The sequence below is a fragment of the Mycobacterium sp. NPDC048908 genome (genome assembly GCF_043197955.1).
Classification (GTDB): Bacteria; Actinomycetota; Actinomycetes; order Mycobacteriales; family Mycobacteriaceae; genus Mycobacterium.
Map to the genome: position 1 here is coordinate 1 of NZ_JBICUE010000001.1, position 13,970 is coordinate 13,970.

Annotated in this window: 10 protein-coding genes; 4 read left to right on the top strand and 6 right to left on the bottom strand. The window is 63.7% G+C overall.

Features of this window, described 5'->3' with window-relative positions; all coding sequences use genetic code 11:
* Positions 1 to 516: 516 nt before the first annotated feature.
* On the top strand, positions 517 to 2,925 hold the full coding sequence (locus tag ACGFK1_RS00005) for a LuxR C-terminal-related transcriptional regulator (RefSeq protein WP_393423723.1): 2,409 nt from the start codon (positions 517 to 519) through the stop codon (positions 2,923 to 2,925).
* 37 nt (positions 2,926 to 2,962) lie between these two features.
* Here the strand turns inward: ACGFK1_RS00005 and ACGFK1_RS00010 are convergent, their stop codons facing one another.
* The 6 genes from ACGFK1_RS00010 to ACGFK1_RS00035 all read right to left on the bottom strand — a co-directional run bounded on the left by ACGFK1_RS00010 (position 2,963) and on the right by ACGFK1_RS00035 (position 11,096).
* The gene (locus ACGFK1_RS00010) at positions 2,963 to 4,468 is read right to left on the bottom strand and encodes an adenylate/guanylate cyclase domain-containing protein (protein ID WP_393423726.1); all 1,506 of its coding nucleotides are present in this window, start codon (positions 4,466 to 4,468) and stop codon (positions 2,963 to 2,965) included.
* A 62-nt stretch (positions 4,469 to 4,530) separates the two neighbouring features.
* Positions 4,531 to 4,950 carry a DUF6319 family protein gene (locus ACGFK1_RS00015; protein WP_393423729.1) on the bottom strand — a complete coding sequence of 140 codons (420 nt, stop codon included), beginning with the start codon at positions 4,948 to 4,950 and terminating at the stop codon, positions 4,531 to 4,533.
* A 213-nt stretch (positions 4,951 to 5,163) separates the two neighbouring features.
* Complete coding sequence (locus tag ACGFK1_RS00020; RefSeq protein ID WP_393423732.1) at positions 5,164 to 8,061, bottom strand: RND family transporter; 2,898 nt, start codon at positions 8,059 to 8,061, stop codon at positions 5,164 to 5,166.
* A 70-nt stretch (positions 8,062 to 8,131) separates the two neighbouring features.
* The gene (locus ACGFK1_RS00025; RefSeq protein ID WP_393423735.1) at positions 8,132 to 8,560 is read right to left on the bottom strand and encodes an MmpS family transport accessory protein; all 429 of its coding nucleotides are present in this window, start codon (positions 8,558 to 8,560) and stop codon (positions 8,132 to 8,134) included.
* Positions 8,561 to 9,184, bottom strand: a complete 624-nt coding sequence (locus ACGFK1_RS00030) for a TetR/AcrR family transcriptional regulator (protein ID WP_393423738.1) — start codon at positions 9,182 to 9,184, stop codon at positions 8,561 to 8,563.
* A gap of 250 nt (positions 9,185 to 9,434) precedes the next feature.
* Complete coding sequence (locus ACGFK1_RS00035) at positions 9,435 to 11,096, bottom strand: acetolactate synthase large subunit (RefSeq protein ID WP_393423741.1); 1,662 nt, start codon at positions 11,094 to 11,096, stop codon at positions 9,435 to 9,437.
* Positions 11,097 to 11,202: 106 nt separating this feature from the next.
* On the opposite strand from ACGFK1_RS00035, the gene ACGFK1_RS00040 reads away from it, so the two are divergent.
* The 3 genes from ACGFK1_RS00040 (at position 11,203) to ACGFK1_RS00050 (ending at position 13,959) form a co-directional block, all read left to right on the top strand.
* Positions 11,203 to 12,759, top strand: a complete 1,557-nt coding sequence (locus ACGFK1_RS00040) for a GMC family oxidoreductase (protein WP_393426211.1) — start codon at positions 11,203 to 11,205, stop codon at positions 12,757 to 12,759.
* Between the two features lie 108 nt (positions 12,760 to 12,867).
* On the top strand, positions 12,868 to 13,161 hold the full coding sequence (locus ACGFK1_RS00045; RefSeq protein WP_393423744.1) for a putative quinol monooxygenase: 294 nt from the start codon (positions 12,868 to 12,870) through the stop codon (positions 13,159 to 13,161).
* Between the two features lie 120 nt (positions 13,162 to 13,281).
* Positions 13,282 to 13,959, top strand: coding sequence for a DUF5995 family protein (locus tag ACGFK1_RS00050; RefSeq protein WP_393423747.1), 678 nt, complete (start codon positions 13,282 to 13,284; stop codon positions 13,957 to 13,959).
* The last annotated feature ends 11 nt before the right edge of the window (positions 13,960 to 13,970 follow it).

Sequence of the window (13,970 nt, forward strand, 5' to 3'; positions counted from 1 at the left end):
AATCGGGCGCGCGGGGTCAAAGCGGCGTTAGCGTGGGACACGAAGGCCTCCTGGTTGACGAAGTGGTTCCTAGACAGCTCCACTTCACAACCGGAGGCCTTCCCTGTCACACAGGCTCACCGACAGCGACCCCGATAACCTCCCTGGACATCACAACTAGTCCGCCCGACAGCAAGACGGTTAGGCCTACACCGACCCGTCCCTAAACATCATTCGCAGGGCGATGGTGGCGGTGGCGCCGGTGCTGCAACGTACTCATTGAGGTCTGGATCGCCGCGACCACCACCGCTCCACCGGGGACCGGCCGGCGCGACGGCACAGAGGAATCGAGATGACGATGATGAGCACCTTGTTGGGAATGTTGATGATGATGCCGGTCGCGTTCGGCGTCGGCGGCTACGTGTTGGTATCCCGACGAGCATGAGCGTGCCGGACCGACTCATCCAAGCTGCGTCTGAAGTAAGGCCGAGCCTGCCCGCCCGAACGTTGAGTTCCTGGGATGCCCGGATTCCGGACGTGACCGGCTCAGCCGGGCGTACCCACAGGCCCGTCGGAGCAGGCGTCGAACGGGCGGTGTTGCTCGAATCGAAGTTGCATGTGCCGACTTTGGCGGGCGGGCTCGTTGATCGGGCTGCGTTGTTGGAGGCGTTGTCGGTGGGACGTCGCCATAAGTTGACGTTGTTGAGTGCGCCTGCGGGGTGGGGTAAGACGACGTTGTTGGCGCAATGGGCTCTGAGTGCGGGTGAGGGCCAGGTGTTGGGTTGGTTGTCGCTTGATCGTTCTGACAATGACCCGGTGTGGTTTTGGATGTATGTGGTTGCTGCGTTGCAGCGGGTCTGTCCTGGGGTCGGGGTCCGGGCGGTGGAGTTGTTGGCGGTGGGTGCTGATCCGGTGCAGGTGGTGTTGCCGACGCTGTTGAATGATGTGGCCACGGTCGCCGGTCCGATGGTGTTGGTGCTTGATGATTTTCACTTGGTGGCCAATCCGGTGGTTCATGAGCAGTTGGCGTTCGTCGTCGACCGGATGCCGGTGAATTTTCATGTGGTGGTGGCGACTCGGTCGGATCCGGTGTTGCCGTTGGCGCGGTTGCGGGCCTGTGGTGATCTGGTCGAATTGCGGAGCGAGGATTTACGTTTCGAGTTGGCCGAGACTGAACAGCTGCTCCATGATGTGCTCGGGCTGCAGGTGGCCCGGGCCGAGGTTGAACTGTTGCAGCAACGCACTGAGGGGTGGGTGGCAGGGCTGTATCTGGCGGCTTTGTCGTTGGTGGGGCGCGCCGATGCTGGGGTGTCCATCGCGGCGTTTGCTGGTGACAACCGCCATATCGTCGATTACCTGATGGCTGAGGTGCTCGACGGGCAGCCGCGACAGATGCGTGAGTTTTTGGTGGCCACGTCGGTGTTGGGTCGGTTGTGCGGCCCGTTGTGTGACGCGGTGCTGCAAACCACGGGTGCGGCCTCGATGTTGGCCAGGATCGAGCGGGAGAACCTGTTCGTGGTGGCGTTGGACATGTCGCGTCGCTGGTATCGGTATCACCATTTGTTCGGCGAGTTGCTGCGCGCGCAGTTGTGTCGCAGCGAGCCGGGTCTGGTCGCGGGTCTGCATGAGCGTGCCGCGGTGTGGTTTGAGGGGCAGGGTTTGATCGATGAGGCGCTGCACCATTTGGTCGCCGCCAGTGAGTTGGCCCGCTGTGCGGATGTGATTGCCGGCAACTGGGTCGAGGAGTTCAACAGCGGCGGGCTGTCGACGGTGTCGGGCTGGCTTGATCTGCTGCCCGAGGAGACGGTTCGACAGGATCGGCGGCTGAGCGTGGCGCGGGCATGGGTCGCGTTGAACGTGGGCCAATTCGACGACGCGCGCCGGTGGATCGAGGCGATCGACACCGGTACCGCAGATGAGGATGGCGGGCTGGCTGCCCAACTGGTCGCGCTGCGGGCGGTCTATGCGTTCAAGACCGGCGACGTCACCACCGCGCTCGAAACGGCTCGCCGCGCGATGACCCTGGACTTCCACGACGCCCAGCAGGCCCGCTGCGCGGTGTACTGCATCTATGGCTGCGCGCTGTACTTCGCCGGCCGCACCGACCAAGCCCAAGCCACCTTCCACCGCGCCACGCAGCTGGCCGCCGAAATAGGAGATCGCCGCCGGAGAATCTATTCGATGGCCTATCTGGCGTTGATCGCCGCCGAATCCGGTCAACTCGCCGATGCCGAGCACCACATCCGCCGGGCAACCGGCGTCGGTACATATCCCGCGGACGGCGGTCACTTCATCAATGCGATGGTGCCGCTGGCGGTGGCCACTGTCCATGATGCGCGCGGCGATGCGGCCGCTGCCGCTGACGCCTGCCGAGTGGCTGTCGAGTTGGTTCGCAAAGGTGGGGGGATCCTCGAAGTTGCCAAGGCGCTGATGCTCACGGCCAAGATCGCCGAGGATCTCGGCGACTACGAGGCCGCGGCTGCGAGCCGGAATGAGGCCAGCGCGCTGCTGACAAACTGTGCACACGCCGATGTGGCCCAGACGTTGTACAGCGCGCCCCAGCGCGGCGAGCGCGTCGCGGTAAGTCGCGGTCACAAGCCAGACACGCTCGTCGACGCACTCACGGCCAAGGAACAAGAAGTCCTCCGGCTGTTGGCAACCCAGTTGTCGCGCCGTGAGATCGGTAAGCGGCTTTATGTCTCACTGAACACGGTCAAGACGCACCAGCGCGCTGTCTACCGCAAACTGGGTGTTGAGAACCGCGCCGCTGCGGTCGCGAGGGCCCGCAAGCTCGGCTTGCTCGAACCGGTTGCACGACACCACACGCAAGCCGGTCTCATTGACGGTCGAGGGCCGACAACGCCCGGTAGTCACGCGGGGGAAAAGGGCGTCAGGATGACGATCATTCATCCCGAGCGGCGAATCGTCATGGAGAGCAGCCTTTAGACCAGTTCTGATCAGACGGCACACACAGGCCGCTACCTCAGCGCGTTGGATCAAGGCCAAACACGTGAACTGCAGCGGCCTTTCCCTTCAACGCGTGGACGCCGCGGTCGATCAGCCCGGCTGGCCGAGACGCGACCGCGTCCATGCATTGCTCGGTGAGAAGAATCGCGTCACCGGTGGTCTTGGTGAGCTGCTCGACGCGGGCGGCGACGTTGGTGGTGTCGCCGATCAGGCTGAACTCGAGGTGACCTGCGGCCCCGATGGTTCCGGCGATCACGACACCTGTGTTGATTCCGATGCCGACCCGAAGTTCGCCGTTGAACTGACTGTTGACCAGTCGGTGAATCTGAACTGCGGCAGTGATCGCAGCGTCGGCATGGGTGACCAGGACGTTGGGTGCGCCGAACACTGCAAGCGCGCCGTCGCCGAGGAACTTGTTGACATGGCCGCCGGCGTCGACGACGGCGGGCACGACGATTTCGAACAGTGCGTTGAGACGGGCGACGGTGTCCTCGGCGGTGTTCGCCTCGGCGAACGGCGTGAAGTCTCGAACGTCGACGAACATCACGGTAACCTCGCGACGTTCCCCGGTGAAGACATCATCGCCCTGCTCGAGTATGCGCGCCGCCAGCGCCGGGTCGACGTAGGCGCCGAATGCTGCTTGAAGTCGTTGCCGGTCAACCAATCCCGCTTGCATGCGGTTGAACGACGCCGTCAATGCACCGAGGTCATCGTCTTGAACGACCGGCAAACGTCGCGAATAATCTCCAGCCGCAACGCGTTCGGTCCCCTCGGCGAGGTCGCGGACCGGTCGCAACGAGGGTGCGAACCCGAAACCCACGGTGATCGGCGCCGCGAAGATGATGCCCACACCCCCGATCACGACCGCGAGTGCGGGGTTGTCCCGGACTGGATCGAAGGCAGCGCCCAGCATCGCGGCTCCGACCGCGAACCCGAAAGCCACGGCGAGCATCGACATGTTCGACCACGCCGCAAATGTCGGCCGGGAGCGCGGTAGAGCGTCGCCGATGTCGGTGTCACCGGCAATGGCGACCCGGGCCGGTCGCAGCGCGCCTTCGGCGATGCTGTGCACACCGATCCACGAGGAGGCAACGCCGAGCGACGCCCCCAAAAGCCCGTACTGGATCAGCCGCGACCAGGTTGCCCCCGTGATCAGACCGACAATGACGAACAGCGCGGCACCCCAGACGAACGTGATCGTCAATCCTCGCGCCACCACGCCTCGTGAAGTGGCGTAGGTGGCCTCCAGCGCGCTCGTGCGGTCGACGTTTCGACCACGCGCCCGCTGCTCGGCAAGGCGCAGCGGCCCCCAGCCCGGGAGAAAATACCCGTAGGCCAGCAAGGGCACTGCGACGACGGTGACAGCGGCTGCCTCGACGTAGCTATCGGACCGCTGGAAGGCGACGACCATAGCCGACAACGTGACGTAGGGCAGCAGAACTGCGACCGATGTCAGGGCCCACAGCGCCCACGAGTATCGGTGCCCGTATCGATCCCAGGCCCACTGCCAGATGCGGTCCATGTCGGGAGAGTAGATGGCCGAGACGCCCGTATCCGTGTTTATCGGGCGTCGTAGCGAGGCGCTCAGTCCAAGTCGGCGAGCGCCTTGCGGGCGGCTTCCAGTTCGGCCTCGAGCGCGGCGACCTTGGCGGCCTGCTGGGTACGCGCCTCTTCGATGACCCGATCGATCGGGTTGGACAGGTCTTCGTGGAGTTCCTTGGCTGCGCGGGATACCGCGGCGGCCGCGACCGCGAGGTTGCGCGCGAGGTAGGTGGTGCCCTGCTTGAGCTCGGCATGCCATTCGCCGTCGGCGGTACCGGTCACGGTGAGAGTCAGCTCGAGAGTCTTGGGTTTCTTGCCCGCGGCCTTCTTGGCGGGAGCCTTTTTGGGCTTCTCCTCGGCAGGGGCGACAGCAACAGGCGTCGGTTCTACGGAAGTAAGCAAGACGTCGGGAGTGTCGGAGTCGGTGGACGGCGCTTGTGCTGGCAGAGTGTCTACAGTCATCGTGCGGCGATCTCCTTTGAACATCGCCCGCGTGAGCGGGCTTGCGCTGAGATCACAATTAGAACATATGTTCGACATCGGTGCCAACTCGCCGCCCGCGAACGCGAAAATGATTGCGGCGCTGCGGTCTTCGAGGATCGGCAGCACCTGCGCCCAGGAGCGCGGCGCCGGTGGACCGTCGGCGTTCGCATCACGCCGGCTGTATGACACCCGCTATGTGATTGGCCCGGTTGGGTTTTCGTCATGAGTGCCGACACGCACCGTGTCTTCCTCGGCGTGCCCCCGCGGCTTGGGCCACGGCGAGGGTCTGGGGCGCATCCTGACGGTCTGCGGCCACCAGAACCACGGGCCCATCATGGCAGCGATCGACGGCGTCATGAACGATCGGATCACCAGCGTGTCGAACAGCAGGCCGAGACCGATCGTGGTGCCCACCTGCCCAGCCACCACGAGATCGCTGACCATCATCGTCATCATGGTGAACGCGAACACCAAACCGGCTGACGTCACCACCGCGCCGGTGCCTGCCATGGACCGAATGATGCCGGTTTTGATGCCGGCATGGATCTCTTCTTTGAACCTGGACACCAACAGCAGGTTGTAGTCGGAGCCCACCGCCAGCAGGATGATCACCGACATGGCCAGCACCAGCCAGTGCAATGGCGTGCCGAGGATGTGTTCCCAGATCAGCACGGACAACCCGAACGAGGTGCCCAGCGACATCAACACGGTGCCGACGATGACAGCGGAGGCGATCACCGCTCGGGTCAACAGCAGCATGATGATGAAAATCAGGCAGAGCGACGAGATTCCGGCGATCAGGAGGTCCCAGTTGGCGCCTTCCTGCATGTCCTTGTAGGTCGAGGCGGTGCCGGCCAGGTAGATCTTCGAGCCCTCCAGTGGCGTGCCTTTGATGGCCTCGAACGCCGCGGTCTTGATCTGCGGAATCAGCTTGATGCCTTCGGGGGTAGCGGGATCTCCTTCGTGAGAAATGATGAATCGCACCGACTTTCCGTCGGGGGAGACGAACATCTTCAGGCCGCGTTTGAAGTCTTCATTCTGGAACACCTCCGGCGGCAGGTAGAACGAGTCGTCGTTCTTGGACGCATCGAACGCCTGGCCCATGGCGTTCTGGTTCTCCTGCATCGCCTTCGTCTGGTCCTGCTGGCTCTTCTGACTCTGATACATGGTCAGCGTGATGTGCTGCATGCTCTTCATCGTCTCGATCTGCGCGGGCATGATCGCGATCAGTTGCGGCATCAGCGTGTCCAGCTTCTCCAGATCCGGCATCAGATTCTTGATGTCGTCGGTCATGGTGTCGATGCCGTCGAGGGTGTCGAAGATCGACCGCATCGACCAGCAGATCGGGATGTCGAAGCAGTGCGGTTCCCAATACAGGTAGTTGCGGATGGGCCGGAAGAAGTCGTCGAAATCCGCGATGTGGTCCCGCAATTCCTCGATGTCGACCGTGGTGGTCTGCATCTTGGTGACCATGCTGTGCGTGGTGGCCGCCATCTGCACAGTGATGTTCTGCATTCGTTCCATCGTGTCGATGGAGGTTTGCATGTCATTGGCCTGCGTGAGCATGTTGGCCATGACCTTGTCCATGTAGTCCTGATTCATCTGCTGGCTGGTGCCCTGCGCGCTGATCAGGAATGGAATCGAGGTGTGTTCGATGGGCACGCCCCGCGGCCGGGTGATCGCTTGCACCCTGCCGACCCCTTGGGTGTGGGCGATCGCTCTCGCGATCCGCTCGATCACCAGCATGTCCGCCGGGTTGCGCACATCGTGGTCGGTCTCGACCATCAGCAACTCCGGATTCATCCGGGCTTGTGGGAAATGCCGATCGGCGGCGGCGTAGCCGATGTTGGCGGGGATGTCCGGCGGAAGATAGTTGCGGTCGTTGTAGCCGGGTTGGTACGACGGCAGCGCGAGCAACCCGATCAGCGCCAGCGCCACCGACGCGGCGAGAATCGGTCCGGGCCAACGCACGACGGCGGTGCCGACCCGCCGCCACGTGCGGGTGTCGGTCTTCCGCTTCGGGTCGAAGAGGCCGAATCGGCTGCAGATCGTCAACAGGGCGGGCGCCATGGTCAGCGCGGCGAAAGTCGCGACCAGCATGCCGATCGCCAACGGAATACCCAGCGACTGGAAGTACGGCAGCCGGGTGAAGTGTAGGCAGAACGTGGCGCCCGCGATGGTCAGACCCGAGCCCAGGATCACGTGTGCGGTGCCGTGATACATGGTGTAGAAGGCGGTTACGCGGTCCTCACCGTTGTTGCGTGCTTCGTGGTAGCGGCCGAGAAGGAAGATCGCATAATCGGTACTCGCCGCGATCGCCAAGGTGGTGAGTAGGTTGACCGCGAATGTCGACAACCCGATCAAGTCGTAATAAGCCAGTGCGGCAACAATTCCCCTGGCGGCGGACAGCTCGATGAACATCATCACCAAGACCAGCAACACGGTGACGATCGACCGGTAAACCAGCAACAGCATCACGAAGATCACGCCCATGGTGATGGCGGTGATCAGCTTGACGCTCTTGTCGCCCGCATGGTGCTGGTCGGTCGACAGCGGCGTCGCACCGGTGACGTATGTCTTGAGTCCCGGTGGCGGCGTTGACTTGTCGATGATGTCGCGCACGGCTTGTACGGATTCGTTCGCCAGGCTCTCGCCCTGGTTACCCGCGAGGTAAACCTGAACGTAAGCAGCCTTGTTGTCCGCGCTCTGCGCACCAGAGGCGGTCAGCGGATCACCCCAGAAATCCTGAACGTGTTGGATGTGGGTCTTGTCCGCCTCGAGCTTGTCGATCAGGTCGTCGTAATACTTGTGCGCGGCGTCGCTCAGTGGCTGGTCGCTCTCGAGGATGATCATCGCCGAGCTGTTGGAACTGAACTCTTCGAAGTTGTGACCGATGCGCTGCATCGCCTGCATCGACGGGGCGTCTTTGGGCGCGAACGACACCGCATGCGCCTCGCCGACCACTTCCAGCTGGGGGACCACCACGTTGACGATCACCACCAGCGCGATCCAGCCCAAGAAGATCGGCACGCAGAACAACCGAATGAACCGCGGAATCATCGGGTGCGCGCCCACATGCGCATTGCTCATTCGATGACCTCGCAGGCTCGGCCGCTTCGGCCCCCAGATCCGGTGCCGACCATTCGCCCGTAAGCCTCGCTCATGCCGACTTCACCAGGCAGAAGGTCTGCGCGTTCACGCCGTCGGTGGTCCTCTCGTCTTTGATCGCGCCGTCGACGGTGATCCGGCAGGTGATGTTGTTGCCGTCGCTTTGCGCGATGATGTTCGGGCTGGCCGCGGGCGCGGTGGTGGTCAACGTCAGTTCCCACGGCAGCGGCGCGTTGAGCGCCTTCTGCGGTTGAGCGTCCAGATCGAGATAGTTGATCGTGGCCTGGCCGCCATCGCCGAAGATCTCGTACTTGACGACCTTGGGGTTGAACGGCTCGGGGTCGTTGACCAGACCTGCGCCCGGCTTTGTCAACACGGTCTGGCCGAAGAAGCCGCGGAACCGATCCACGACGAACACCCCGATGACCACCACCAGCAGGATGACCAGCAGCACCCAGAAGCGCTTGGCGAGACGGAACATCTACCGGTCCTTCGTCTCGGGCTCAAGCGGATCCCACCTCGGCATTTCGAACCGATCAAGCCACCGGTCGATGAAGGCGGTGGCGTCAGCGTGTCCGCGCGTGATGCCAAGACCTTTCTCGTGAAGGAAAATGCGGGCCAAACCGCCCATGATCATGGTCATCACGACCGGCGGGAACTGTTCCAGGTCGACCCCTCGCGCTTTCAGCGCCAACGTGACGACGCCCTCCTGTAGGTCGCGGAACCGCATGGCGTATGCGACGATCTCGCTGCGAATCGCCTTGCGATGGTTGGCCATCGCCAAGAACTCGGCGAACAATTGCGCATCAAGAGTTTCGTTGAGCCGCCACAATGCGTGCACCGGTTGCGCCTCGGCGATCGCCTCTCGTTGGTGGGCCAGATTGTCCTCGGCCTTATCACGCAGCACCGCGACAAACAGGTCGTCCATGCTGGGGAAGTAGTAGTGCACCAACGCCGGCTTCACACCCGCCTTGGCCGCGACCCGCCGCGAGGTTGCCGCCGCATAGCCCTCGTCGAGCATGATTTGGGCAGTTGCCTCGATCAGCGAGGCCCTCGCCGCCTCACGCCGGACGCGTGGTCGCTCGTCAGCTGCCGTGCTGGACACCAAGGCAGACTAAGTGCTGGGCGGCCGCTCAACAACCGTTTCTTCACGATTGCTCAGCGTCACCCAGCCTGCGGTTTCTCCAGCACGAGTGCGATGCCCTGACCTGAGCCGATGCAGACGCCGATCACGCGTCGCGTGCATTGCGTTCCCGCAACTCGGTCGCCGACGGCACTGGCGCCGTCGGCGAGCGGGGACGAATTGCCCGCGGTCATCCGCTGGTGGCGGCTCGCGCGGGCAGCGCGGCCAACCGTCAGGACAACGACTCGTCCAACTCGCCGAGCGAGGCGATCAGGGCGCTGTTCGCCGAGTAGTCGACCGGGCAGGCGATCACGCTGACCGTGTCATCAGCGAGTGCTCGGCGCAGGGTCGGCAGCAGTTCATCGGCCGCCGAGATGCGATAACCCCTTGCGCCGAAGCTCTCGGCGTAAGCCACGAAGTCGGGATTGTCGAAATGTGTGTCGACGTTGTGGCCGATCTCGAGGTCCATCTTCCAGCTGATCAGGCCGTAGGCGTTGTCGTCCCAGATCAGGATCACCATCGGGGTTTGCAGTCGCAGAGCAGTCTCGATCTCCTGCGAGTTCATCAAGAATGCACCGTCGCCCGTCGCGACGAGTATCTTCGCCTCCGGCCGGGCGATCTTGGCCGCGATCGCCCCTGGCAGCGTCCACGCCATCGTCGAGAGCCCATTGGAGATCAGGCAGGTGTTCGGCTCGTACGTCGGGTACAGCCGCGCCATCCACATCTTGAGGGCACCCGTATCGACGAGCACAATATCGTTGCGGCGCAGGGCTTCTCGTGTGTCGGCGACGATGCGGGCCGGCGCGAGCGGAAAGCTGTCGTCGGCGCGGCCCCGCTCGAGTTCGCCGAACAGCAACTCACGAATCCGTTCGTGACCCGACAGCGACGGATGCTCGCGCGACACCCGTTCTGCCAGCGCATCGAGGGTCCGCCCGGTATCGGCGTGCAGGCCGACCGCGACGTCGTAGTGCGCGTCTACCTCGGCGGGGAAGCGGTGGATATGGACGATTTTCGTGTCACCGCTCGGGTTGATCCGCACCGGGTCGAATTCCTGCAACTCGTAACCGACGGCAACGATCGCATCAGCCTGATCGAAGCCGAAGTTGACGTAGTCATGGCGCATGAAGCCAACGGCACCGAGCGCGAGGCGATGGTCGTCGGGCATCACACCTTTGCCGTGAAACGTTGTCGCCACCGGGATGTCGAGGGCTTCGGCGAATCGGCGCACCGCGTCGGCGGCCCCACCGCGGGCAGCGCCGTGGCCGGCCAACAGGATGGGATTGCGGGCGGCCCGCAAGATTTCTGCCGCGCGCTCCAGTTGGGCGTCCGAGGGGTCGTCAGGCCGTGGGACATTGATCGGCAGCGGACTGAACCCGTCCGGAGCCGCGGCGTCTTCCACATCCTCGGGGACCGCTAGATAGACGGCCCCAGGGCGCTCGGTCTGTGCCAGCTTGAACGCCTTCCTGACCATTTCGGGCACCGCCTGCGGGGTCGCGACGAGCGCAGACCACTTGGTCACCGGGGCAAACATCGACACCAGGTCCACCCCTTGGTGCGACTCCTTATAACTACGGCCCATGCCCACCTGTGCCGAAAGCGCAACCATGGGAGTGGAATTCGTGGTGGCATCCGCCACGCCGAGTAACAGGTTGATCGCGCCGGGGCCCAGCGTCGCCGAGCAGACTCCGGCGCGGCCGGTCAGCCGCCCGTACACCTCCGCCATGAACGAGGCACCCTGTTCGTGACGCGTCAGCACGTACTCGATCGACGACTTCGAGAGCGCCTCGACCAGTCGGATGTTCTCCTCACCGGGGATGCCGAAGACGTGCGTCACGCCCTCGTTCTCCAGGCACTCGACGATCAGTTCAGCGGTGGTGCGACTCGGTTCGTCCATCCAAGCGAGCGTAGTCGCGCCTGTGAATCTGCTTGACCGTTGAACGGTTTCAGAAGCGTCGGCGTTTCAGCTGGTTATAGACCGCTATACCCAGCTGAATGGAGCAATCGTGACCGCTGAATTGAAATCGAGCTACAACGTCGTCGTCTGCGGGGCAGGAACGTCCGGATCGGTGCTCGCCCGCCGGCTCGCGGAGAACCCCGATCTCGAGGTTTTGCTCCTGGAGGCGGGCGGCACCGATGAGGTCGACAGCGTGATGGAGGCCAGTCAGTGGCCGTTGAACCTCGGCAGTGAACGAGACTGGGGTTTCGCCGCCGAACCCGATCCGCAACTGTACGGGCGTTCGATTCCGTTCTCGATGGGCAAGGTGCTCGGCGGCGGTTCCAGCATCAACGTGATGATCTGGGCCCGCGGGCACCGCAGCGACTGGGATTACTTCGCGTCCGAATCCGGGGAACCGGCGTGGGGATACGAACCGGTGCTCGACTTGTACCGCAGCCTCGAGGACTGGCACGGCACGGGGGAGCCGGATCACCGAGGAATGGGCGGTCCGATCATTGTGCAGCCGGCGCCCGGCGTGCATCCGATGGCCCCGTCGGTGCTGGATGCGGCCAGGGCGATCGGAATCCCGACCTATCAGAGTCCCAACGGCAGGCTGATGGAGGGATTGCGCGGCGCGGCCATCTCAGACCTCCGGTGGCGCGACGATAAGCGGCTGTCCGTGTATCGCACGTATACGGTCCCGTATCTCGATAAGCCGAATCTGACCGTGCTTCCACACGCCCTGGTGACCCGGGTGACGTTCGACGGCAACCGCGCGAGCGGGGTCGACGTGCAGTACGGTGGCACGATCCATCATGTGGCCGCCGACGTGGAGGTGGTGTTGTCGCTTGGTGCCATCCACACGCCCAAGGTGTTGATGCAGTCCGGCGTTGGCGATGAGGACGAACTGCGTCGCGCCGGGGTTTCGGTCCGTCAGCACCTTCCCGGGGTGGGCCGAAACTTTCAGGACCACTTCGGTTTTGACTGCGTGTGGGAGTTTCCGGAAAAGGTGCAAGGCAGTCTCCAGGTGGGCGCCACCATCTTTTGGGACTCCGGTGCGGCCGACGCCGACGGACCAGATCTGTTCGCATGCTTCGGCGCGTTCGCGAAAGCCACGCCGGAGAACGCGGCGAAATACGGCTTGCCGCAGAACAGTTGGACCCTGTTCGGCGCTCCCACACACGCCAAGAGCCGCGGCCGGTTGCGGTTGTCGGGACCGGGGCCGGCCGACCCTATCAGGATCGAGGCCAACGCCCTGTCTCACCCGGATGACGTCAAGGCGGCAATCGCGTGTGTCGAAACCCTACGCGAGATCGGCAACTCCGCGTTGCTCAGGCCCTTCGTCGCCCGCGAGGTCATGCCGGGCGATCTGTCGGGCGTCGACCTCGAGACGTACCTGCGCAACGCCGTGACCACGTACTGGCACGAGTCGGGTACGGCGAAGATGGGCAGAGACGAGATGTCGGTGGTCGACGGCCGCCTGAAGGTCTACGGCGTCGAAAATCTGCGCGTGGCGGATGCGTCGATCATGCCGCGGATCACCACCGCCAACACCATGGCTCCATGCGTGGTGATCGGCGAGCGGGCGGCCCGGTTCCTTGAGGCCGAGCATCGGATGTGAGGGGTACGGGCGCACGATCAAAAAAGTCTCTTGGTGTTGTACGACGTCAGCGCCGCGAACGTTGTAGAAGTGGGTGCTTTGCCACCGTGGAAGAAAAGGGAGATGACGATGACAGTCACCGTGATACTGGAACTGCAATTCAAGCCAGAATCGGTTCCAGCGGCTCGTGAGGTCCTGGGTCGGGCATTGAAGGACACCCGCGCGTTCGATGGAAATCGCCGAACCGATGTCCTGATCGACGAGGACGATGAAGCGCACTGGCTCATTTACGAAATCTGGGACACCGTCGATCATGACGAGGCGTACCGCCGGTTTCGCGCCGAGGAGGGCCGAATCACCGACCTTCCTCCGCTGCTTGCCCAACCCCCCGTCAAGAAGCGGTACGTCACCAGCGACGTATGAGCGCAGCAGTCCAGCGGCCGCCCGGTGACCCGGCGGCCGCTTCGGGCTGTTGTGCTGGGGTGAACCGTCGATATCCGCGTTCGGGCTTCTTGAATCATCACGTCTGCTGTGATTGGGCGCATGGGTTCGGATTCCGTCGCAGATGTGCTCACGCGGATGCGTGCCATCGATGCCCAGACGCCCGCTGATGACGGTGCCGCCGTGTTCAATCGGGTCTATCTTCGCGTCACCGAGATGATGGCGGACCGCCTGGCTGGAGGCGGGGTGTTCCACGACGACGCGTTCATCGCCGACCTCGACGTGCGATTTGCCGGGTACTGGTTCAAAGCGTATGACGCGTCCGGGGTGAAGCCCAAGGCCTGGGCGCCGTTGTTCGCCGCACGGGCGGACCGCCGGCTGTTGCCGATTCAGTTTGCACTCGCGGGTATGAACGCGCACATCGAGCACGATCTGCCGTTCGCTGTAGTCGACACCTGTGCCGCGCATCGACGGACGCCCGAAAGTGCCGGAATCCGTGACGATTTCGACAAGGTCAACGAACTGCTCGCCAGCGTGGAGGCGGAGATCCGGCGGTCGTTTCTGACCGAGGTCGAGGAGGCCATCGATGACCACCTGAGCCCCATCGCGCACTTGGTCTGTTCCTGGGACATCGAAAAGGCGCGCGACTTCGCCTGGTTGAACGCGCAGACCCTGTGGGAATTGCGCAGGTCCGGATTCCTGTTCGACGCCTATGCAGCCACTCTGGCAGGCACGGTCGGAATGGGCTCCCGGCTACTTCTGACCCCGCTCACCGGGTAGTGCGGACCCGA

Excerpts from the sequence above, each read along its gene's own strand:
- ACGFK1_RS00010 (WP_393423726.1), bottom strand. The coding sequence starts at position 4,468 with ATGGACCGCATCTGGCAGTGGGCCTGGGATCGATACGGGCACCGATAC.
- ACGFK1_RS00015 (WP_393423729.1), bottom strand. The coding sequence starts at position 4,950 with ATGACTGTAGACACTCTGCCAGCACAAGCGCCGTCCACCGACTCCGAC.
- ACGFK1_RS00020 (WP_393423732.1), bottom strand. The coding sequence starts at position 8,061 with ATGAGCAATGCGCATGTGGGCGCGCACCCGATGATTCCGCGGTTCATT.
- ACGFK1_RS00025 (WP_393423735.1), bottom strand. The coding sequence starts at position 8,560 with ATGTTCCGTCTCGCCAAGCGCTTCTGGGTGCTGCTGGTCATCCTGCTG.
- ACGFK1_RS00035 (WP_393423741.1), bottom strand. The coding sequence starts at position 11,096 with ATGGACGAACCGAGTCGCACCACCGCTGAACTGATCGTCGAGTGCCTG.
- ACGFK1_RS00045 (WP_393423744.1), top strand. The coding sequence starts at position 12,868 with ATGACAGTCACCGTGATACTGGAACTGCAATTCAAGCCAGAATCGGTT.
- ACGFK1_RS00050 (WP_393423747.1), top strand. The coding sequence starts at position 13,282 with ATGGGTTCGGATTCCGTCGCAGATGTGCTCACGCGGATGCGTGCCATC.